The 21,403-nt window shown below is 66.5% G+C and carries 19 protein-coding genes; 12 read left to right on the plus strand and 7 right to left on the minus strand.

The features are described from left to right. The first annotated feature begins 7 nt into the window (after positions 1-7). The 8 genes from VM95_RS38675 (at position 8) to VM95_RS10330 (ending at position 9,602) form a co-directional block, all read left to right on the plus strand. Entirely contained in the window at positions 8-1,165 is a 1,158-nt protein-coding gene (locus VM95_RS38675; protein ID WP_157882035.1) for an Ldh family oxidoreductase, read from the plus strand. Continuing rightward, positions 1,149-1,922: an aspartyl/asparaginyl beta-hydroxylase domain-containing protein gene (locus VM95_RS10300; RefSeq protein WP_157882036.1), complete on the plus strand. Its 774-nt coding sequence runs from the start codon at positions 1,149-1,151 to the stop codon at positions 1,920-1,922. The genes VM95_RS38675 and VM95_RS10300 overlap by 17 nt, the downstream gene beginning before the upstream one ends. Then, entirely contained in the window at positions 1,919-4,174 is a 2,256-nt protein-coding gene (locus tag VM95_RS10305; protein ID WP_045694387.1) for a lantibiotic dehydratase, read from the plus strand. The genes VM95_RS10300 and VM95_RS10305 overlap by 4 nt, the downstream gene beginning before the upstream one ends. A 16-nt stretch (positions 4,175-4,190) precedes the next feature. Further along, positions 4,191-4,418 (plus strand): MbtH family protein, encoded by a 228-nt coding sequence (locus VM95_RS10310; RefSeq protein WP_045694459.1) that lies wholly within the window; start codon positions 4,191-4,193, stop codon positions 4,416-4,418. Between the two features lie 315 nt (positions 4,419-4,733). Continuing rightward, positions 4,734-6,146 (plus strand): cation:proton antiporter, encoded by a 1,413-nt coding sequence (locus tag VM95_RS10315; protein WP_078859761.1) that lies wholly within the window; start codon positions 4,734-4,736, stop codon positions 6,144-6,146. 11 nt (positions 6,147-6,157) lie between these two features. Further along, positions 6,158-6,802: a TauD/TfdA family dioxygenase gene (locus VM95_RS38680; protein WP_052707264.1), complete on the plus strand. Its 645-nt coding sequence runs from the start codon at positions 6,158-6,160 to the stop codon at positions 6,800-6,802. Further along, on the plus strand, positions 6,802-8,490 hold the full coding sequence (locus VM95_RS10325) for a gamma-glutamyltransferase family protein (RefSeq protein ID WP_078859762.1): 1,689 nt from the start codon (positions 6,802-6,804) through the stop codon (positions 8,488-8,490). Before VM95_RS38680 ends, VM95_RS10325 begins: the two co-directional genes overlap by 1 nt. Positions 8,491-8,825: 335 nt before the next feature. Next, positions 8,826-9,602: an AfsR/SARP family transcriptional regulator gene (locus tag VM95_RS10330; RefSeq protein ID WP_045694389.1), complete on the plus strand. Its 777-nt coding sequence runs from the start codon at positions 8,826-8,828 to the stop codon at positions 9,600-9,602. Between the two features lie 88 nt (positions 9,603-9,690). Here VM95_RS10330 and VM95_RS10335 read toward each other — a convergent pair whose 3' ends face one another. The 6 genes from VM95_RS10335 to VM95_RS10360 all read right to left on the minus strand — a co-directional run bounded on the left by VM95_RS10335 (position 9,691) and on the right by VM95_RS10360 (position 17,074). Next, complete coding sequence (locus VM95_RS10335) at positions 9,691-11,124, minus strand: serine hydrolase domain-containing protein (RefSeq protein ID WP_157882038.1); 1,434 nt, start codon at positions 11,122-11,124, stop codon at positions 9,691-9,693. Positions 11,125-11,185: 61 nt separating this feature from the next. Continuing rightward, positions 11,186-11,446: an acyl carrier protein gene (locus VM95_RS10340; RefSeq protein WP_045694394.1), complete on the minus strand. Its 261-nt coding sequence runs from the start codon at positions 11,444-11,446 to the stop codon at positions 11,186-11,188. Beyond that, entirely contained in the window at positions 11,443-12,930 is a 1,488-nt protein-coding gene (locus VM95_RS10345) for an amino acid adenylation domain-containing protein (protein ID WP_045694396.1), read from the minus strand. Before VM95_RS10345 ends, VM95_RS10340 begins: the two co-directional genes overlap by 4 nt. Further along, entirely contained in the window at positions 12,927-14,069 is a 1,143-nt protein-coding gene (locus VM95_RS10350; protein ID WP_045694398.1) for an acyl-CoA dehydrogenase family protein, read from the minus strand. The genes VM95_RS10345 and VM95_RS10350 overlap by 4 nt, the downstream gene beginning before the upstream one ends. Positions 14,070-14,224: 155 nt before the next feature. Further along, positions 14,225-15,568 (minus strand): NAD(P)/FAD-dependent oxidoreductase, encoded by a 1,344-nt coding sequence (locus tag VM95_RS10355; protein WP_045694400.1) that lies wholly within the window; start codon positions 15,566-15,568, stop codon positions 14,225-14,227. 240 nt (positions 15,569-15,808) lie between these two features. Continuing rightward, positions 15,809-17,074 (minus strand): MFS transporter, encoded by a 1,266-nt coding sequence (locus VM95_RS10360; RefSeq protein WP_045694403.1) that lies wholly within the window; start codon positions 17,072-17,074, stop codon positions 15,809-15,811. 314 nt (positions 17,075-17,388) lie between these two features. Here VM95_RS10360 and VM95_RS10365 point away from each other — a divergent pair, with 314 nt between their 5' ends. The 3 genes from VM95_RS10365 (at position 17,389) to VM95_RS43650 (ending at position 19,246) form a co-directional block, all read left to right on the plus strand. After that, complete coding sequence (locus VM95_RS10365; RefSeq protein ID WP_045694406.1) at positions 17,389-17,979, plus strand: ArsR/SmtB family transcription factor; 591 nt, start codon at positions 17,389-17,391, stop codon at positions 17,977-17,979. Positions 17,980-18,095: 116 nt separating this feature from the next. Then, positions 18,096-18,566 carry a helix-turn-helix domain-containing protein gene (locus tag VM95_RS43645; RefSeq protein ID WP_045694408.1) on the plus strand — a complete coding sequence of 157 codons (471 nt, stop codon included), beginning with the start codon at positions 18,096-18,098 and terminating at the stop codon, positions 18,564-18,566. Then, the gene (locus tag VM95_RS43650; protein ID WP_208615434.1) at positions 18,563-19,246 is read left to right on the plus strand and encodes an IS630 family transposase; all 684 of its coding nucleotides are present in this window, start codon (positions 18,563-18,565) and stop codon (positions 19,244-19,246) included. The genes VM95_RS43645 and VM95_RS43650 overlap by 4 nt, the downstream gene beginning before the upstream one ends. Before the next feature lie 529 nt (positions 19,247-19,775). On the opposite strand, the gene VM95_RS10380 is transcribed toward VM95_RS43650, so the two are convergent. Next, positions 19,776-20,642: an AfsR/SARP family transcriptional regulator gene (locus tag VM95_RS10380; RefSeq protein WP_078859765.1), complete on the minus strand. Its 867-nt coding sequence runs from the start codon at positions 20,640-20,642 to the stop codon at positions 19,776-19,778. Positions 20,643-20,896: 254 nt separating this feature from the next. On the opposite strand from VM95_RS10380, the gene VM95_RS41390 reads away from it, so the two are divergent. Next, positions 20,897-21,400 carry a helix-turn-helix domain-containing protein gene (locus tag VM95_RS41390; protein WP_045694410.1) on the plus strand — a complete coding sequence of 168 codons (504 nt, stop codon included), beginning with the start codon at positions 20,897-20,899 and terminating at the stop codon, positions 21,398-21,400. Positions 21,401-21,403 lie beyond the last annotated feature (3 nt).

A 21,403-nucleotide genomic window follows, 5' to 3' on the forward strand; every position in this document is an offset into this window, starting at 1 on the left:
GCTGTCGATGTACCTGCACTTCGGTGAGCCGGTCGCACCCGACGAACTACGCGGCTTCAGCACGGCGGTGTGCCGCCGCATGGGTGCGGAGGCCGACGTGGCCGCGGAGGTGGCGGAGCACCTCGTCGATGCCGACCTGGCCGGGCATCCGTCGCACGGTGTCATGCGCCTAACGCAGTACTTCGACGAGTGGGAGCGAGGCGACCTCGTGCCCCAGGCACGCCCTCGGCTCGTGCGGGACGGTCCGGGCGCCGCACTCTTCGACGCTGCCCGGGGTTTCGGCCACTTCTCCACCATGGTTGCCTGCCAGTGGGTGGCTGCACGAGCGGAGCGGCAGGGTGTGGCGATCGCCGCCGTCCGGCACTCGGGCCACACCGGACGACTCGGAACCTACGCCGAGTATCTGGCGGAACGCGGTCTGGTGGCTATCGTGCTGGTCGGAGCTGCCGGACACTCCGTGGGAGCCGCGGTGCTCCCCGGGACCTCGACCCGATTCCTGGCCGCCAACCCCTGGGCCATCGGAATACCGGCAGAACAGAGGGCGCCCGTCGTGGTCGATGTCTCCACCACGATGCTGGCCGAAGGAAAGATCACCGTCGCGAGGGAGAACGGACAGTCCCTTCCTCCAGGATGCATCGTCGACGCGGACGCCCAGGACGGTCGGGACCCGGAGGACTACTTCAACGGTGGCGGGCTGCTCCCGCTCGGCGGCCACACCGCAGGGCACAAGGGGTTCGGTCTGGGGTTGGCCGCGGCCCTGATCGGTTCCCTCGCCATGATCGGCGACCCTGAGCCCACTCTGGCCGGAAGTCAGCTACCTACTCGAGCCGACCCCCGGGGTCGTGCGGGGGGCGTCGCAGTCATCGCCATCAACCCCGAGGCTCTCGGCGATGGCGCCCTTTACGCCCGCCAAGTCGCCCAGACCGCCACCGCCGTGGGCCGCGCCGCGGGCAATGCGAGTCACATCCAGGTTCCCGGCACTCCGGAGGCCATCGCCAGGCAGAGGCAGACACACGGCATCCGACTTGCCGACGCCACACACAGCGCGCTGGAGGAGCTCGGCAGACGTCTGGGGATCGCCCCCGGCTACGACAGAACGCCGAGCCTGCGCAGATCTACCGAGATCTCATCAACAGAGGGGACGGACCATGACCACATGGGTTAAGGACAGTCGGCCGTATCTGGAGGGCTGGATCAACCGCACCAATGCCGACCGGTCACAACTGACCAGAATATTCAACGGCATGGACGAGGGAGAGAGTCGCACGCCTTCCACCGAGGCCGGTCCGCAACGCCCCGAGATCCTGTGCCCCGGGCTGGAGGCCTCCCCTTGGTGGGACAAGAACCGTTTCCCGTGGATCGCCGGCCTGGAGAAGGCATACCCGGACGTCAGGGGTGAGTTTCTCAAGGCCTGGGGAGCAGCCGGCCCGAATGCCAACGGGATCATGCGGCATCCCAACTCGCACAACCTCGCCCGGAGCGGACGATGGAGCGCTTACTACTTCCATCTCCTGGGCCAGGTCAACCAGAGAAACATGGACTCCTGTCCCCGCACCAGCGCGGTGCTGTCCGGAATTCCCGGGGCCGACTCCGCCGGGATGTCCTACTTCTCTGTCATGGACCCGGGTACGCATGTAGCACCCCATTGCGGTTTCATCAATGTCCGTGTCCGCTGCCACCTCGGCCTAGTCGTACCCGAGGACTGCGCCATGCGGGTCCATGAGGAGACCCGGGACTGGGCGGAAGGCGTGGCATTCACCTTCGACGACTCCTTCGACCACGAGGTGTGGAACAAGAGCGAGGGCATCAGGGCGGTCCTGCTCTTCGACGTATGGCACCCGGATCTCAACGACACAGAGAAGGCCGCGATGACCTACATGATGCAGGTCTGGAAAGAATTCCTTTACCGGGACGTGAAGTGACGGCACCCGTCCGTTCCGGCGCAGCCGAGACGAAGGCGACCAGTTCCTGGCTCGTCGCGAACGATGTACTGATCAAGACCACCGGCTTCCCTTTCGAATCGCTGGCTTCCCTACGCGCCCAGGACATCTCCGAGAGTGTGCGGGCACTGCTGGAGGTGTGTCGCGACGACCGCTTCCTCGAGGCGGTGATGATGTCCAGCCCGGACGCGTTCGAGCAACTCGACCGCTGGCTGGCCAAGAACCCCGATCCCACACGCTTCCGCTCCGACGACCGTCGTAAGGCTCTGCTGGCGGCCATGTACCTCCAACGATTCTGCGCCAAGAACGAAAGCACCAGCTTTTTCGGCCCCGTCTTCTGGGCCCGTCTCACTGACGACAGCACCGTCACCCTGGAACAGGGAGAGGCAGGAACTGAAGCGCGCCGCGCGGTGTTCTGGAGCCATTGGGCCGCACAGGTCATTGCCGATCGAATGGCCGCCGACGCGGACGTGATGCCCTTCCTGGTTCCGGTACGGCCCCCCAACCTCGTCGAGCGGGAAGGTCTCCTGCGCGGGGTGCACTTCGTCGATCATCCGATCCAGGTGAGCGACATACCGCCGCCGGCAGCGGGCTCGCCCCAGTCCGTGCTCTTCAAGCTGGTGGACGGCAACCGCACCGTGCAGGAGTGTTCCGACACACTCGGGATCACCGTGACAGAGGCCGCCGAGCTGCTCCGAGGCCTGGAGGCCCACGGGCTCGTCCGTCTCCGGTTGGACATCCCCGTCGGGATGCTGGAACCCATGCACCACGTGCGGACCTTCGTCGCCACCTTGCCCGGCGAGGCGCGCACGCGGTGGACGCGCATATGCGACGAACTCGACAGACTCCGTGAGCGGTTCCGGCGCGCGGAAGGACTGCGTGAACGCCAAGCCGCATTGGGCGCCACCCGCACGCGCTTCGAGGAGATCACCGGTGCCGCCTCAACCAGGGGAGCGGGCGGTCACTACACGGACCGGGCCATCGTGATCGAGGAGTGCCTGCACACATGGAAGCGCTTCGACATCGGTGGCCCCGTCCGGGACTACCTTGAGAACGAGCTGCCGATCGCTCTCAACCTCCTGTTCGAACTGCCTCTGGCCCGACGCCGGGCGCGCGCCGCCGAAGTCGACCGCTGGTTCCTGCATTGTTTCGGCTCCGACCGGTCCGTCCCCCTGGACGAGGTGCTGCTGGCGTGGTCACGGGACGGCCACGCCTTCGGCACACAGCTGCGGGCCCTGGATCGACGGGTTCTGGAGTCCGGACCGTGCGCCATCAGCGACGTACTCCATCAGAACTCGGACCGCAGGAGCGTAAACCTCGATCTGGCCTGGGGACGGGAGCGAGCCGGGACTGTCAACTTCGACACCTGGTGTGTGGCTGGCGCCGACGTTCTCTTGGGAGCGACGGACCAGGACGCCCTGAACCGGGGCGACTTCCTGTCGGTCATCGGCGAGGTGCACGGGCTGCACGACCAACTACTGCAAGGGCTGTGGACGGATCTACACCCGAACGCGGACGCGTTGACGAGAGAGATCGCCGACATCGTCTCAGAGCTGAGCGACACAACCATCTGCGATCCAGTGATGTGGCACTGGCGCAAGACGATCGCGCGGGCTCCAGCCCTACCGGAGGTCGAGTTCGCCGGCCGCAGCCCACGCCCCCTGGGGCGGTTCGCTCGTGCCCGCGACCTGTCCGTGCGGCATGCGGGCGACCGTCTGCATCTGTATGCAGAGCCGCTCGGCCGCATCTCGCTGACCAGACCGCCGCTGCGGTCGTGGGGCGACGAAGTCGAGACCCTATTCACCCTCTTCACCGGGGCCCGCAGCATCGGCCCCGATGACGGACTGCGTCGCGTACCGGAGCATGTGAACCACCTGCCGCGGCTCACGGTGGGACGCACGGTGGTGCACAGGGAGACCTGGTGGCTGCCACCTCCGCCGAAGGCCCGATGGCGGGCCATGACGGCCGAGAATCAGCGCCTGGGACGGTGGGCACAGGAAGAATTCGGTCTGCCTGACGAGGTGTACGTCAAGTTCAGCGCAGAGCCTAAACCCGTGTTCGTGGATTTTCGCATCCCGGTGCTCGTAGAGCTCTTCACCAGGTTCTGGCAACGCGCCACAGCACCGGCAAAGGTGGTCGAGATGCTGCCAGACTCGAAGAACCTCTGGGTTCGGGACGGGAGCGGCCGGCACACCTGCGAATTGCGCGTCGGTTGCTATCATTCAGAGAAATAGGAGCAGAAGCATGGATGTGACGAATCCGTTCGAGAATCCAGAAGCACAGTACGTGGTCCTAGTGAACGACGAGAATCAGCATTCCCTCTGGCCGTTTTCGATCTCGGTGCCGGATGGCTGGACCATTGCCCACGGCGAGAGCAGCCGCGAGGACTGCCTCCAGTTCATTGAGACGAATTGGACGGACATGCGCCCAAGGAGTCTTGTCGAGGCAATGGACAGCGGAGAGGGATCAGCTGCTTAACGGAGGAGATCGGCGGCGAGCTGAGCCGAACCTGCGCCCACACCGCGAAAACGTTCGACGCGCCCGCAGTGGACAGCGTGGCCGCTAATTCCGCGCGGCACACTGCGGGTGGCAGGGGTGATGCGCCCTCGAAGGGGTCCGCGTCTCACGATCCGAGCCGATTCGCAGGAGGCTGCGTCTCGAGTCTCGAGCACACATCACCCCTGCCACTGGACCTGACGGGTCGTTACCACTAGCCGCCAGACACCGTTCCGCACGCACTCATCAGCCACCTTCCGTGACATCCGCGACGACGGAAGCGAAAGAAAGTCAGGTATGGACAGCGATCAGGTGGCGTTACTCCTCTTCGACCTCGCGTTCATCCTCGTCCTCGCCCAGGGGCTCGGGTACCTGGCGACGAAGGTGCAGCAGCCGCCCGTCGTGGGAGAGATCCTCGCGGGGGTCCTCCTCGGGCCGACTCTGCTCGACGGGGCGGTCTCCGACAAGCTCTTCACCGACACGATCCGACCCGTGCTCAGCGGCATGGCCAACGTCGGCGTGGCGCTCTTCATGTTCGGCGTGGGCCTGGAGGTCGAACGCCACGCACTGCGCGGCAGGGGGCGCATGACGGCCGCCGCGACCATCGGCTCAACGATGGTCCCGTTCGTCCTTGGCACCGGTCTCGCGTACTCCCTGCTGCGCACCCACGACACCGAGAACAAGGCTGCGTTCATCGTCTTCATCGGCTTGTCCATGTCCGTGACGGCCTTCCCCGTCCTCGCCCGGATCCTCACCGACCGAGGGCTGACCAAGACCACACTCGGTGGTATCGCACTGGCCACGGCCGCTGTCGTCGACGTGGTGGCCTGGACGGCGCTCGCCGGGGTGCAGGCCACAGTCGGCAGCGACGGCGAATACTGGCGTATCGCCCTGATGGTGCCGTTCGTCCTTCTGATGCTGCTCCTCGTTCGCCCTGTGCTGCGCCGCTGGATCCTGCGCCACAGAGACGGCGACGGCGGCGGGCCCACCTCCCCGCACGTCTACGCCCCCGTGCTCATCGGTGCCCTGGTGTGCGGGGCCACCACTGAGATGATGGGCATGCACTACATTTTCGGCGCCTTCATTTTCGGTCTGATGATGCCGAGGAAAGGTGCGACAAGACTGCGTTCCGACGTGATGGACCACACCGGGCGCGTGACCTCCGTCCTGCTACCGGTCTACTTCGTCGTGGCCGGCCTCAAGGTAGACCTCGGCGGGTTCGGCTGGACCGAGATCGTGCAACTCGGCGCGATCCTGCTCGTCGCCGTCGCCGGCAAGTTCGGCGGCACCTATCTGGGCGCTCGGACTACCGGGCTCCCCGCGCGTCCTGCGACAGCGCTCGCCACGCTCATGAACACCCGTGGCCTCACTGAACTCGTCATCCTGGGCGTCGGCCTCCAGACGGGGCTGCTCGACGGCTCCCTGTACTCCCTCATGGTCGTCATGGCCCTGGTGACCACCGGGATGACGGGACCGATGCTGTCGCGGATCTACAAGGAGCCCGTCGTCGTCCCGCACGCCGTCGCCGAAGAACGGGATCCGCGGGGCGATCCGACACCGGCTGGCAGTCGAGGGGCCAAGCCCGTCTTTACGAAACCAGGTGATCGACTGCTGACACTCGCCCACAACGATCAACGGCTAAGAAATCTTGGAATGACCAGTAGGCCCGCCAGTCCGCAGTCCCACGAGCGAGGACCGAGGAAGAAGTGAGGAGACGAACCTTGATCGACTTAAACTCGAGGACATCGAGGGTCCAGTCGCCGCACGGCAGCAGGCGGCGTTCGACCGACCTGCCGGCGGTCGACCCGATACAGACCGAATTCCTGCGCAATGCGCCTATGATGCCGCTGGTGGTCACACCCCCGGTCGACGGGGCCGACCTGCCCGGCTGGCTGCGGGAGGATCGCGATCTCGTCGACTCCTACCTGCACCCCCACGGCGCCTTGCTGCTGCGTGGTTTCCACGAACGATCGGTCGCGGAGTTCGAGGCCGCGGCGTCCGCGATCTGCCCCACCCTGTCCCGCGAGAAGGGCGACCTGTCGAGGGAGGGCGACTCCGACAAGATCTACCAGTCCACGCTTTACCCGAAGGACAGGTCGATCTCGTTCCACAACGAGAGCTCTCACCTAGGCAGCTGGCCCATGCGGCAGTTCTTCTCCTGTCTGGTGCCCGCGCGGGCCGTGATCGGCTCGCTGCCGGGCACGGGCCTGCGGCTCCGGGGTAACCCACTCGACGGGGTCCCCTCTCAGCAGGGCCGGCAGGGCTCGCCGTGGCCACCGAGCAGCTTGCGCAACACATCGTGCACCCGCCGAGCCCGAGAGGTAACAACTCCACCCGTGAGAGCTGCCGAAGGGATGGTCCTTTGATGAGCCCGGTGCAGCGCCCGCCTGGGCGACCTGGCCTGGGGCTGGCCAGCCCTCACGAACTAGCCACACACGCAGGGAAAAGCGTCGCGGAGCAGGGGGGAAACGCGGTGGACGCCGCGGTGGCCGCCGCGATCACTCTGTCGGTCGTCCTCCCTCATCAGTGTGGCATCGGCGGTGACTTGATGGCACTCGTGGCTGTGCCCGACGGGCGGGTCCTGGCGGTCAACGCCACCGGAGCGGCGCCTGCGGGGGTCACCCCCGCCGATTTGGCAACCGTAGGGGCAATGCCAACCAGAGGGCCAGACACGGTGACGGTACCGGGAGCTGCCGCTGGCTGGGCCACCCTGTCCCGGCTCGCGGGGCGTCTCCCCTTCCCGCGACTGTTCGACTTCGCGGTCGCGTGTGCCACAGAGGGGGTTCCCGTGTCGCCAGATTTGGCTCGTGTGCTCTCACACGAACAGGAACTCCTCGCGCGGGACCCCGGCATGCGGGCGGTGTTCTATCCCGGCGGGGTGCCGCCAGTGGTCAACTCCGTTCTGGCGCAGCCGGCGCTCGCGAGAACGCTTGAGGCCGTCGCGGAAACACATACCTCTGCCCTGTATGGCGGTAATGTCGGAAAGGCCCTCGTTACCTTCCTACGCGGGCATGGCTCTGCGTTGAGCACCGGGGATCTGGCCCGGCACGAGACAGAGATCACGGTGCCGATCGGGAGGGTCTTCGGCGGGGAGGAGTACCTCACCGCCCCCCCGAATTCCCAGGGGGTGCATTTGTTGCAGATCCTTGGTGCACTCGACGCCCTCCCCTCGAACCTCGACCCCCTCGGCTCCGCCGCGAGGGTGTATGCCCGCGTGTTCCAGGCGGCTGCGGATGACCGTGCTGCCTACCTTGCAGATCCCCGGGCCGCCCCCGTCGACATCGAGTACCTACTGAGCGACGAGCGCATCGCGGAACTGTCATGCGACGCTCCGCAACTTACGCGGCATATCGCTTCGGCTCCCCCCTCGACAGGGGACACTGCGGCAGTCGTCTCGGCGGACGACGAAGGATATGCCGTCTCTCTGATCCAGAGCCTCTTCCAGAGCTTCGGTTCCGGGCTGCTCGATCCAGGGACGGGCATTGTTGCGCACAATCGCGGCTCCGCCTTTTCCCTCGATCCGGCATCACCCAATTACCTGCGAGGGGGGAAACGCCCGGCGCATACACTCCTGCCAGTCATCACCCGCAGAGACGGTGAGATCACGGGGGCACACGGAACCATGGGTGGGCCCGCGCAGCCCCAGATTCACGCACAGTTCGCCGCGCACCTCAAAGCCGGGATGGACGCGGCCGACGTCCTTCACCGCCCACGGTGGTCCGTCACGGGACGGGCGCCAGGAGACCTGACCGGGACGGTCGTCGCCGAGCACGAGGTTCCCGCGGACGCAGTAGACGCCCTTGGCAGTGCAGGCTTTCCAGTTGTACGGCGCAACGACGACGCGGTGGGGCACGGCCAGATCGTGCGGCGTCGACCCGACGGCCTTTTCGCAGCTGCAGACCCGCGATCCGGCGGGACTGCGGTGACCTTACTCTCGCGCGCTGGGCGGGAGTCGCGTGACGACCAGGCTCCGGATCGCAGGGTCTCCAGTGGAGATACCAATCGGATGGAATCGACCAAATCGCGTGTAACTTCCTCTACCGAAGAAAGATGAAGCCGACAAGTCGGTTTATCGAGGTACGCCCATCAGGACCAAGCCCGTCTTGCCGCTCCTACGGCAAATGATCTTCACTGCGATAACATTGCCGCCACTTCGGGCTGTCGACCCCCGCCGATGCAGAGCCTGCGGCTCTAAACACAGATTTCGGAAATTACGCCGGCGGACGAAATACCTGCGGGGACTAGTACTCCGCACTCTTCGATTCGCCCCTACTGCCCTGGGGCGGCATCCACTTATCTTCGGCAGACAACTGTCACTCTCCCCTCGCCGATCGCAGCGGCGGTCGTGGAAATCCTATCGATCTGTATTCTTATCAAGGAGCCCGCATCGTGCGATACGAAATGCTGGGGACCCTTCGGGTCGTCGACAATGAATCGTGCAGGACGGCCGCTGGCAAGAAGTTCGAGACGGTTCTCGCCACGCTTCTCATCCGTTCGCCCGAGATCGTCACCTCTGAGCAGCTCACGATGGAGATTTGGGGAGCCCGCCCGCCCGGCCGCGCGTCGGCCGGTCTCCACGTGTACATCTCCCGACTGCGGAAGTTCCTCGTGTCGCAGGATCAGCCCGTGAGCCCGGTAGGCACCAAACCGTCCGGGTACACCTTGCGGGTTGGGGACGACGAGGTGGACTTCGCCGAGTTTCTGCAACTCGTCGAACAGGGTCGCAGGTACGTGCGGGAAGGCAGGTTCACTGCCGCCACGTCATGTCTCGACAAGGCGCTCAGCCTGTGGCGCGGCCCGGTTCTCGGTGGCCACGGCAGAGGGCCGATCACCAGCGGGTTCATCACCAGGATGGACGAGACGCGCCTGGAAGGGCTGGAGCTGATGACCAATGCCCAGCTGGGGCTGGGCCTGCACCGGGAACTCGTCGGCAGGCTCTACTCGCTCACCTCCGAGCACCCATTGTGCGAGGCATTCCATCGCCAGCTAATGATCGCGCTGTACCGCTCGGAGCGCCAGGCGGACGCGCTGAAGGCGTATCACGTAGCGCGCACCACACTCAGGGAGGAACTGGGCGTGGAACCGGGCCGGGCGCTCAGAGAACTACAGCAGGCCATCCTGCAGGATGATCACCGCCTCAGCCCCTCTGCCGCCCTTACGGCCTGAGGGCCCACGCCGCCCCGCACCAAGGCAACCCACTGCCAGGCTCGCCGGCCCGGTACGAACCGTACTCGGGCACGGCTGTCGGTAAGCTTCACCCAGCCGGGTCGTCGTCCGCGCGGGCATGGGCTCGACTGTTGTGCAGGTAGCGGGCGGGTCCGCTTGCATCTCCGACGAAGCTCAGCGTGCGGTAGGGCCCATGCCCCTTACCCTCGGCTACGAAAGTGTCCTCCCGGAGCCAGGCATACCGCTCCGGCCGGCCGGCTCCCTGGGGCCGCCCGGCCTCCCGCGGGCTCGTGGCGCGGATGTCGAGACCGTGGCCCTCGGGTGCCGGGGAGACCCTGAAGGTACCGTGCGGCCCCCGATAGGTCCCGGCATAGCGCTGTGCCTTCGTGGCCGGCAACCGCGTAAGGGGTTCCGGCGGTACCGGGGTTCGGGGCATCCGTACGCCGCACACCTCCTCGACCAGCCTGGGCACGGTATCCTCATACATTGCGCGATCCCGGCCGCCATTGACCGCTAGCACCACTGACAGGCCGCGGTCGGGCAGGTTTCGCACGAAGAGGGACTGCCCGCTGTACTCCCCGTCATGGCCGAACGCGCGGGCGCTGCCGCAGTCCCACAAGGCCCAGCCGAGACTCCAATGGTCCGCCATCGTGGACCCCGGCACCGCTACCTCGGGGCGGGTCATGGCCGCCCGCGATTCTGCGCTGAGGAAGCGAGAGGCGGCGTCACCGGGGTCGGGCCGCAGATAAGCCTCGCAGAAGGCCAGCACAGCCAGGCAAGACATCCGGAGTTTAGCTCCGGTCGGTGAGCACGAACGCTGCGGCTGCTGGACCGGGATCACGACATGGGTCTCGTCCGCCACCACGGTGTGTCCGACACTGTTGCGGAAGAACATCGCCTCATCACTCGTCACAGCAACGCCGTCGAGCTTCAGCGGCAGCGTGACGTGGTCCCGCACCTGTTGTTCCCACGTCGCGCCGTCCACAGTCGCGAGCACGTGACCGAGCAGATTGAAACCCGCGTTGCAGTACGAGAAGAGCTCCCCTGGGGGGTGGAGCTGAGAGACTTGGGAGAGTGAGTCCACGTAGCGGCCAAGCGCGTCGTCACCCGGGCCGAAATCGGACATGCTCTCGCCGTTGAACCCCCCGCGGTGGCTCAACAGGTGGCGGATCGTCAGGTGCTCCGAAGCTTCCCGATCTGCGAGGGTGAAGCCCGGAAGGTACCGACGCACCGGTTGGTCCAGGGAGAGCGCGCCCTTCTCCACCAACCGCAGGGTGAGGGCGCTGGTCCACACCTTCGCCAGGGACCCGACGCCCACCAGGGTGTCTGGCGTCATCTCCAAGTGGGTGCGCTGGTTGGCGAGGCCGAACGCGGCAGTCCTGCGGTGCCCGTCGTGCGACACGGCGATCACCGCGCCGGGTACGCCATGTCGCGCTGCCGTTGTCCGCAGCAGGTCCGCAAGATCCGTGTCCCCGTGTGTCTTTGCTGCCTGCGGTGTGGGGTGCTCCGGCGTCACGGTCATGGTGGGTCGTCCCTCCTGTGCGCTGGTACGGCGATCCGACTGCTGAGTCACGGCGGGTCGGTTAGTGCACGACGAGTGCGGCGATCTTGCGCACATTGCGAAAGTTCGCGCCGCTGATCTGTGTCATGGGGATGTCGGTGGACAACTCCCTGCGAATGAACGCAAGCAGCACTACGATACGCATCGAGTCGATAACGCCCCATTCCAGGAGCGGCGTACCCTCGTCCAGTTCGCGGTCGGGATCTCCGGAAAGGAACGTCTCACGGATGAACTCAATGAGTTTGTCCTTGACGACCTGCTCCGAAAGGTGTGCGGCGGTCATCGCAGTTTCTCCTTCGTAGCGCTGTCCGCCCTGGCCGCAAGGGCCGTGCGGTCGATCTTCCCGTTACTAGTGCGAGGGAGTGCGGGAACGTGGTGGACGACGTCCGGGATCATGTAGCGGGGCAGCCGTTCTGCGACGTGCCGCTTGAGGGACAGCACTCCCGGGGCCGCCCCACCTCTGGTGGCCACGAAGACGTCGAGGTGACGCAAGAGCCCTGCTCCTGCCACGACGGCGGCGACCTCCAAAACCTCCGGGTGCTGGGCGATGGTGGCCTCCACCTCGCCCAGCTCCACCCGGTGGCCACGCAGCTTCACCAGACCGTCCTGCCGGCCGAGGTAGTCGAAAGAGCCGTCCGGAAGCACGCGCACGAGGTCTCCTGTGCGATACGGGCCGGTGAGAGGGGGGCGACCCCAATAGCCCGGCATGACAGTCGGCCCCGTGACAAGGAGTTCGCCCTCCTCCCCAACTCCGGCTGTCTGTCCGTTGTCGGTCACAGCCCAGACAGTGTTGCCGGAGCTGGCCTTCCCGATCGGCGGGGGCCGGTCCATTTCGAGCGTGGCGGTAGTCACCTCATGAAAGGTGCACACATTCGTCTCGGTCGGTCCGTACAGGTTCAGTAGGCGCGCCCCGGTCCACGCGGCCAGTTCACGCACCGTGGGGATGGGACAGGGCTCGCCGGCGAACAGCACCGCGCGCAGGCAGGGCGGAGCATGGTCGTCCAGCAGGCCGCCCTCGCGGATCATCAGCGACAGGGCGGAGGGCACCGAGTACCAGATACTGATCCCGCGTTCGCGCAGGAAGCGGGTTAGGTGCTCCGGGGCGTAGCTGAGTTCCGTGGGCACCAGATGCACCGAAGCTCCGGCGGCGAAGGCGCCATAGAGGTCAAGGACCGAGAGGTCGAATCCGAAAGGTGCGTGGTTGGCGAACCGGTCCTCCGGCAGCGCTGCCAGCTCCGTGACCCACCAGTCCACGAACGCCCGGGCGTTGCCGTGGGTGACTCGCACCCCTTTGGGGCGCCCCGTTGATCCTGACGTGTAGAGGATATAGGCGGGGTCCTCCGCCGCGCTCGGGTGGTCGAAGGGGCCCGCCGGGGCAGCGAAGTCGCCCCCGAGCACGAGGCGTTGGGGACACCCGCGCGCGGCGGGGGCCAGGCGAGGTGCGTTCTCGGGGTCGGTGCACACGGCCGCCGGCAAGCAGTCGCGCACGATCGCGGCCACCCGGGCCGGGGGGATGCTGCCGTCGACGGGTACATAGACGGCGCCGAGACGGAGGACGGCCTGCATCGCCGCAACACACTCCGCGGACTTGCTCGCCCACACCACGACCCGGTCTCCGACGCTGACGTGCTGGGCGGCCAGGTGTCCGGCGAGCGCGTCGGCGCGCTGGCTCAGCTCGCGGTAGGTCACCGTGGCGTCCGGGCCGCTGACCGCGACCCGCTCGGGATGGCGGGCCGCCGCTTCCAGTACCAATTGGTGCAGGCTCACAACCCGGCCTCCCGGGCGATCAGCTCGCTCTGGATCTCGGTTGTCCCGGAGAAGAGGGTTGCCGGGATGCTGTCGCGCAGCTGCGCCTCGATGCCGCCGCCGCACAAGTAACCCGCTCCGCCGAAGATCTGTACGGCGTCCAGGGAGTTGGCTACCGCTGCTTCGGATACGGCCGTCTTGGACAGGGCGATGGAGGTCTCATCGTGCCGTTCGTGGTCCAGGAGCCAACAGGCGCGGTAGAGCAGCAGTCTGGCGCCCTCCAGTCGCAAGCGCATGCGCGCGACGCGGTGCGAGACCGCCTGGTACTTGCCGATCTCCCTGCCGAACTGGCGCCGGACGCCAGCATGTTCCGTGCACTGCTGCAACTGCCTTGCCAGTAGACCAAGATAGAGCGCGGGCAGGCAGGAGCGCTCCCATCTCATGGAGTGCTGGAACACGGCGCTGCCCTGCCCCTCCTCGCCCAAGCGGTATCGCTCCGGGACCGCGCACGCATCGAACCGCACCTCACCCGCTGGGCATCCCCACAGCCCCATCTTGGGGAGCGGGTCGCCCACCGCGACCCCGGGCAGCTCGCAGGGCACGGCGAAGGCGCTGATCCCGAGAAAGCCCGCCCGCCTGTCGGTCGTGGCGTAGCTGACGAGGACGTCGGCCAGCGGGGCGTTGCTGGCGAAGGTCTTCACGCCGTCCAGAACGTACGCCTCGCCGTCCACCGTCGCCGTCGTGTCCAGCCGGCCCACGTCCGACCCGGCAGCAGCCTCGGTCATGGCGTTCGCCGCGATCAGCGTGCCGTCGGCCATGCCCAGCAGGAGCTGGTCTCGGGTCTCCGGGGTGGCGAAGGCCGCAACCGGCACGCCGCAGGCCAGCAGGTGCGCCGCAACTCCGAAGGCCAGCCCGGTGTCCGGACAATGCTCGCCGAACGCTTCCAGGCACAGTGCCGTGTCCAGCGCCCCCAAACCGCCGCCGCCGTGGCTGACCGGCAGGCACAGGCCGGTCAACCCCAGTTCAGCCGCCTTGGCCCAGTCGGCGCGGTCGAAGTGGTCATCGGGCCCGGCCCGAAGCCGCCCGGGGGAAAGGGTCCGCACGCCCTCAGCGATCGCCTCCCGGCGCATTCTCTGGGCGGCGGTGAGGTCGAAGTCCATGGGCGTCACCGCTCCTTCCGGCTTGTTGTGGTGTCGGCGGAGGGCCCGCCTACGGGTTCCCGCTGCTGGTGCGTCGCGGTTGCGCCTGGTGGCGCATCGGCGCGCTCGGGTGGCCGGGTCGGTCACCTGAACTCCCGAGGCTGCGTGCGCGGGGTTCAGAACGACGGAGGGTTCATGGCGCGGATGGTGCCCAGATAGGGGTGCCACAGGTGGTCTGGGTTGGACTCCACCTCCTGCACCATCTCGCGCATCGCGGTCAGCGCCTTTGGCTCGTCCTCGTCGTAGAAGTCGCCCTGGAGCATCTTGAGGACGTCGAGCCGGTAGCGGGGGTCCTGCACGAACGCCGTGAAGAGCACGTTCAGCCGGTAGTAGATGGAGATGAACTCGTACCAGTTGCGGGCCGCCCGCCGCAGCTTCGTCTCGAACGCGGCGAACCGGGGGCGGGAGAAGTCCCCTGCCTTGTTGGCGGCGATGATGTCCTTGGCCGCTAGGCGCGCGCTGTTTAGCGCGACGCTCACGCCGCTGGAGAAGATCGGATCCACGAAACGGGCGGCGTCCCCCACCATGACGAAGCGGTCACCGCAGATCTGCTTCATGGCGTAGCTGTAGTCGCCCTCGGTCTTGAACTCCCGCAGGCGCTTCGCCTCCTGGAGACCCTCCCTCAGGTCCGGGCGGCTGGAGACGAAGTCCCAGAAGAACTTCTCCCGGTCATCCTTGGCCGCCGCGAACCGTTCCTTTTGGGTGACCACGCCCACGCTGGTGATGGTGTCGTCAATCGGGATCTGCCAGACCCAGGAGTCCTCGATGGGCAGGAAGTGGACGTGGATGTAGTCCTCGGTCCCGGTGTTGACCGCCATCTTCGTGCGGTCGAGTCCCTCGAACCAGGTATGAATTGCGTACTGGTTGAAGACCGGGTCCGGGACCTTGAGCTTGAGCTGGCGGCCGAGGACCGTGTGCCGCCCGGAGGCATCGACGACCATTCGGGTGGTGAAGTCGACGCTGCGCGGGCCCAGTCGGCAGTGCAGCGTGACCAGTTTCGGATCGGAGTCAAAATCCGCCCTGAGGACGCGGGCCCCGGAGAAGACGTCGGCGCCCCGGCTCTCAGCGTGCTTGAGGAGAATGAGGTCGAACTTGGCCCGGTCAACATGGTAGGTGTAGTCCCGGTCGACCTCTGGCTGGTCGCGTTCCACGAACATGACCTCTGCGGCCCAACTGTGATCCAGGCCAGTGAAGCCATTCCTCGGGAGGTCACGGGTCTCGGCTGATGTCCAGGCCGCACCGTACTTCTTGGGAAACCCCGCGTTGTCGATGTCGTTCATGACGCCGATCTCGGTCAGCACCGGAGTAGTAGCGGGCACCAATGATTCGCCGACGTGTGGCCGCGGGAAGAGCTCACTCTCGAAGACCGCCACGCGTAGGCCGGCGGATGCCAGGTACGACGCGGCGGTCGAGCCCGCCGGTCCGCCACCGATGACCGCAACATCGAAGTCAGCTTCCACATGCTCCCCCTTGGGTGTTGCACAACCGGAGTTCTCGGACCAGAGGAAAGCCTGGCGCATGGCGCTAACACCGAGCTAAGCGGCGGCCAAGCCCGGAGGCGGGCGGGGTCCAGAGCGTGCCCGGCGTCGGTTCGACACGGCATGTGACGTCATGCCACCAAACCGATGTCGGTAGCGAACTTCCCAGAGACCGGTCCCCGCGGCCGCCGCTGCCGTGCGCACGGCAGCGGCGGCCGCGCCTCATGTCACGATGTCGGCCCGCGTATCGTCGCACCGGGACGGGGTCAATTCCGCTCGCCGGATGGCCGAGGACGTCAGCACGATGCCCGATCCCACCAGGCCGAGCGCGGAGCAAATGAGGAACACCGAGGGAGTACCGATCGCGGCTGCCGTGGTTCCGAACACGGGGATAGTGAAGGGCGCAACACCAAAACCCACCAAGGTCCCGAGAGACATGATCCGGCCCAGCATGGCCGGCTCGGTAGCGGTCTGCACGAACGCCAGGGCCAGGGCGCCGTTCAACCCCAACAGCCCTCCCGTGACAGCGCTGGCCACCACGGCCACGGGCAGCGTGCCCACCCAGGCAAAGCAGCCGATCCCCAGAGAACCCGCGATCATCGTGCCGCAGTACACCGCGCCCGGCCTGGGCAGGTTCGCCCACCAGGTGAGCAGCAGGCCACTCGCGCCCGCCCCCGCCCCGAAGCCCCCAATGATCCAGCCGGCGCCGGAGACTCCCCAGCGCCGGTCATCGGCCAGCAAGAGGAAGCCGACGTTGAGGGGACCTACGGTGGCGATCTCCACCAGTGCGATCGACACCAGCACCGCACCGACGAGACGCCGGGAGCGGGCGTAGGCGAAGCCTTCCATGAGGTCCCGCCACAGCTCGCCACGCGAATACCCGCCCTCCTCGTCGCCACCGCGGACAGGCAGGGTGCGGACGAACACCAACAGGAGGAGGGAGAGGGCCAGCAGCACCCCCACCGCGCCGAAGACCGCCGCGGATCCACCGAGACCCATCGCCAGACCGGCGAGGGGGGGACCCGTGACGGTGCCCAGCCGCAGGGTGACGCCGCGCATGCCCTGGAGGCGGACCAACTGGTCGGGGCCGGTGATCAGGGCGGGGAGCGCGCCCACCGACGGCATGAAGAACGCGTCTACGACCCCATACAGGATCGCGACGGCCAGCAACAGCCACAGCGTCGGCGAAGTGAGGACCAGCCCTGCCGCGAAGGTCAGGATCATTACGCAGCGGACGGTGTCGCTGACGATGACCACGAGCCGGGGCCCGAAGCGGTCTGCGCTCGCCCCGCCCACCAACATGAGCAGGACCCGTGGCGCCGCGCCGGCGGCCACCACCCATCCGACCTGGGCAGGGCCGGCGATTTCCTTGGCAGTCCAGCCGAGTGCCAGGAAGTACGCACTGTTGGCGACGCAGGAGAGGGCGTACGCGAGTAGCCAGCGAAGGACGTTGGGATCACGGTGGGCTGGTCCAGTGACGTTCCGCAATTTGGTATCTCCTAGGTGTCCCGGATCGGAGCTGGCCGTCGGTGACGTGCTGGGGCGCGCAATCGGGGTACCGAGTCACCCCACACCCGACAGCCAGTCAACTGACCTACCCAGCAATCAAGTTCGCCGCACGACGATACATCTAGCAAAACTCCTTTGCATAGGGTCTTTGCATCACCTCGTGCCAGTGCCTCAGCGTCCGCGCCAAGCGGCCCTCCGAGGGGCCGACCCCGGATCGAAGCCACCCCGGCAGCAGGTCGCCGTCCCAAGTCCCACGCTTGGCGCCGGGGCCGGTGTGCTTGTAATGTCGCCGCATGTCCCGTCATGACCATCGGGTCCAACGGCTCGACGCGCAGTCCCTGCTGGGCATCGCGCACCCGCTACGCATGCGACTGCTGAGCTCGCTGCGCGAACACGGTCCGGCGACTGCCTCCCAACTCGCAGGGCGGCTGGGGGAGTCAAGCGGGGCCACGAGCTACCATCTGCGCCAGCTCGCTGCGTTCGGTTTCGTCGAGGACGACCCCGATCGGGGCACGGGTCGCGAACGATGGTGGCGGTCCGCGTATGACAGCACCCTGGTGGATGACACCAGCGGGATGCTGGACCACGCGGACCCGCAGGTGCGCGGCGCATTCCACCTGTACCAGCAGGAGGTCGCCGCTTACCACGCCCTGGAACAGGCAAGCTTTCTCGGCTCGTTCCAAGAGTGGCCCGCGGCGTGGCGTGAGGCGTCCGAGCTCAGCGACTTCACGATGCACCTCACGGCACGGCAGGCACGAGAGCTGGTCGAACGGCTTCACTCAGTGATCACGGAGTACCGTACCGTCGCGAAAGAGACGGACGGGACTCAGCCCTTCCGCGTGCATCTGCATGCATTCCCGCATCCGCCAGCACCACCGGAGTAAGCAAGTCGATGGCGCAACGTGACTAGTAGATTGTCGCGGCTAAGTATTGTTCAGGTTGGTGGAGTTGGGGTCGGGCGGGCTCCCATGCCGCTTCCGTTCGACCGGGCAGGGGTGCGGTGTCCTCGCAGAAGAAGTATCCGGTTGCGTTGAGTGTCGAAGATCGTCAGGCGTTGGTGCGCGTGACGACGACGGGGGTCCGCAGCGCGTCGATGATCAGGCGGGCGCGGGTGCTGCTCGCGTTGGACACCGCGGGCGGCGAGGTCGCTCCGCGGGCGGTGATCGCGGACCGGCTCGGTGTCTCGTGCGAGTCGGTCCGCCTGATCTCCAAGCGGTACACGGAGACCGGCGGCGATGTCTGGGCCACGATCGGCCGGAAGGAACGCGCGTTCCCGCCGGTGCCCTCCGCGGTGACCGGCGAGGTCGAGGCGCGGCTGATCGCGCTGGCCTGCTCGACGCCGCCCAAGGGACACGCCCGCTGGTCGCTGCGCCTGCTGGAGAAGCACGTCGCGCTGGTCGAGGACATCCCGGATCTGGACCACTCCACGATCGGCCGGGTCTTAAAAAAACGAAACTGCGCCCTCACGTGAAGAAGTGCTGGACCATCCCGCCGGCCGCGAACGCGGCCTTCGCCGCGGCGATGGAGGACGTCCTGGCCGCCTACCGCCGACCCCTCGACCCGGCGCGCCCGGTGGTGTGCATGGACGAGAAGCCGTACCAGTTGCTCGGCCACGTCCGCGAACCGCTTCCCGCGCGGCCGGGCCGTGACCGGCGCGAGGACAACGAGTACGTCCGCTCGGGGACCTGCTCGATCTTCTGCTGGGTCGAGCCGCTGCGCGGATGGCGGCGCGTGGACGCCCAGCCCCGCCGGACCAGGGTCGACTGGGCGCACCAGGTCGAGCACCTGCTGACCGTGGACTACCCCGACGCCGCCACCGTCGTGCTGGTGATGGACAACCTCAACACCCACTCCACCGCCTCGCTCTACGAGGCGTTCGACCCGCAGAAGGCCTTCGCGCTGGCCCAGCGCCTGGAGATCCACCACACACCCAAGCACGGGTCCTGGCTCAACATCGCCGAGATCGAGCTCTCCGCGCTCACCCGCCAGTGCCTGGACCGCCGCATCGACGACCTCGACGTCCTCAACACCGAACTCGCCGCCTGGCAGCAGCACACCAACAGCAACCAGCGCCAAGTCGACTGGCACTTCACTACCGACGACGCACGCGTGAAACTACGCCACCTCTACCCAACCACACAGCAAAACTAAGCCGCGACAATCTACTAGTCCAGCTCGCCGTTGGCGCCGCGCCGACCCAGAACCACGCTTTCAATTTGACTCACACCCGAGCGGAGGACCAGTCCGTAGAGCATCGGTGCACCGTCTGCCAGGAAGCCCCGAAGACCGGCGGCAACTGCCGTCAGATGCAGTGGCGACGAGTTAGTCGTCGCGGGCACCGCAGTCATCGCACCGCCTGCAGCCCCGCCCTGAGCGCGTACCGGCGGGTCCGGCGGCCACGCCTGGGAAAGTCTCCCATCCATCCGGCACCAGCCGTTCAGCTATCCCCCTGCCCCGGACAGCAAACCGCAGCCAACCAAACGATTTCCGGGCGACCTCACCAGCACACCGACAGAGATCAATATTGAGCCAGAACTGATGGGTTGCCTGCTCATTGATCGGGTGTGATCAAGGGTGAGGTACCCGGCGTCCGCCGCCCGCTGCGTAGGGAGAATCTGCGGCCGCGCGTGGTCAGCGGGAAGTTGTTCCAGGCCCACGATTCGCCCCTCGCTGGCAGTCGTCACCCGTGCCGGTGCGGATGTCCAGTACCCCGCTCTCCTTCGATAGGTTCAAAGGACAGGCCTAACATGTTGGGGGGTAGTGCGATCGTTACTGCAACGCCAGGCTCATCCGCAAGGATTGCAGCATGAACACGCTGCAAGTCGGGTGCCGGCTCGATTCCTAGCGTATCGACGAGAATCCGTCGTGAGGTCTGGTAGGTCTCCAAGGCGTCAGCGCGACGTCCCGACTGATACAACGCCAGCATCAAATAGCCGCACAGCTTCTCACGGGTCGGATGGTCGACGAGTGCCATTTCCAACTCGCCGATGATTTCGCGGTGACGCCCCGTGACCAGCTGTAGCTCGAGGTATTCCTCGTAGGCGCACCAGCGCTGCTCGTTCAGCCAGGTCGCCCGCGCCTGCATGTACCTGCTGGTCAGGCCATACAGCGCAGGTCCCTGCCAGACCTGAAACGCCTCCAGGTATGCCGCTACCGCATCGTCGTGTCGCTTGCGCTTCCGAGCGCTGTGAGCGCTATCCCGCAGCGATTTGAAAGTCTCGAAGTCGAGGGAACGGTCCGCGATCTTCAGTGAGTAGCCAGTAGCGCGGGTCTCTATCAGGGCGTTGTGGCCAAGCCGAGCGAAAGCGCGCCGAAGCATGGAGATGCATGCCTGGACCTGTTTGCGCGCTGTCGACGGGGCGTCGTCCCAGATCGCCTCGATGAGGTAGTCGACGCTGACAACGTTGGGGGCATGAAGAAGGAGGGCCGCCAGGACGGCCTGCTGCCGGGGGGACTGGAACTCCAGTTCTTCTTCGCCGACAAGAGCTCCGACGGGACCGAGCACGCGGAAGCGTAAGTGCCCGGCCGTACGACTGTTGCCTGTCATAGGGTGCGTCCTCCGGCTGTGGGTGAGCTGGCGGGTTGCTCAGGTTGCCCGAGGAGGCGGGCAGCCCAGGTGCGGAGTACTCACGGGCAGAAGTACCGCGTGAGGGCCCAAGGCGTCACTGCCACCAAGGAGATGCGCATGTAGGTGCCGCTCGACGCGGCTGGCCCTCGAGAGGACCATAGGTCCCGAGGGTACGTGGTTGCAATATGTTGCCGATCGAGTGCAATATGTTGCCAAGCAAGACGGGAGGAGCTGTGACCCAGCACACAACGTCGAACAGCCCGGCGAGCCGCCCCCTCAAGGAGCAACTCCGCCTAGCCAAGACCGCCATTGCGACACGCCTGCGGTACGTCCGGCACGAACACCCCGAAGGACCGTTCACCCTGGGCGAGTTAGCTGAACGCGCCGGCGTCTCGAAGAGAACCCTGGTATCGGCCGAGTCTTCCGACGGGACGAATCTGACCGTAGAGACCCTCGTCAAGGTGGCACACAGCCTCGGCATTGAGCGATGGGCATACTTCCTCGATGAGCAGGTGTTCCGCGAGGTCAACACCGAGCTGGACATGATCAAAGAGCTGCGCGAACGGAATGTCCGAAGCGTAGCCCTGAGAACGGCACACCCAACGCACCTTCCCGTGGACCAGGTGGCCGCCCTACTCAGAGGAATCATCGAGTCGGCGGGGCAGGCCCACGAATCCTTGCGTGGCATAGCGTCGCCCTCTGAAGAGCATCAGCACCACCCGGACGAATCAGAGTGATTG

Origin of the sequence: Streptomyces rubellomurinus (assembly GCF_000961885.1) — a bacterium.
Classification (GTDB): domain Bacteria; phylum Actinomycetota; class Actinomycetes; order Streptomycetales; family Streptomycetaceae; genus Kitasatospora; species Kitasatospora rubellomurina.

Excerpts from the sequence above, each read along its gene's own strand:
- VM95_RS38675 (WP_157882035.1), top strand. The coding sequence starts at position 8 with ATGTACCTGCACTTCGGTGAGCCGGTCGCACCCGACGAACTACGCGGC.
- VM95_RS10300 (WP_157882036.1), top strand. The coding sequence starts at position 1,149 with ATGACCACATGGGTTAAGGACAGTCGGCCGTATCTGGAGGGCTGGATC.
- VM95_RS10315 (WP_078859761.1), top strand. The coding sequence starts at position 4,734 with ATGGACAGCGATCAGGTGGCGTTACTCCTCTTCGACCTCGCGTTCATC.
- VM95_RS10325 (WP_078859762.1), top strand. The coding sequence starts at position 6,802 with ATGAGCCCGGTGCAGCGCCCGCCTGGGCGACCTGGCCTGGGGCTGGCC.
- VM95_RS10335 (WP_157882038.1), bottom strand. The coding sequence starts at position 11,124 with ATGACCGTGACGCCGGAGCACCCCACACCGCAGGCAGCAAAGACACAC.
- VM95_RS10340 (WP_045694394.1), bottom strand. The coding sequence starts at position 11,446 with ATGACCGCCGCACACCTTTCGGAGCAGGTCGTCAAGGACAAACTCATT.
- VM95_RS10350 (WP_045694398.1), bottom strand. The coding sequence starts at position 14,069 with ATGGACTTCGACCTCACCGCCGCCCAGAGAATGCGCCGGGAGGCGATC.
- VM95_RS10365 (WP_045694406.1), top strand. The coding sequence starts at position 17,389 with ATGTCCCGTCATGACCATCGGGTCCAACGGCTCGACGCGCAGTCCCTG.
- VM95_RS10380 (WP_078859765.1), bottom strand. The coding sequence starts at position 20,642 with ATGACAGGCAACAGTCGTACGGCCGGGCACTTACGCTTCCGCGTGCTC.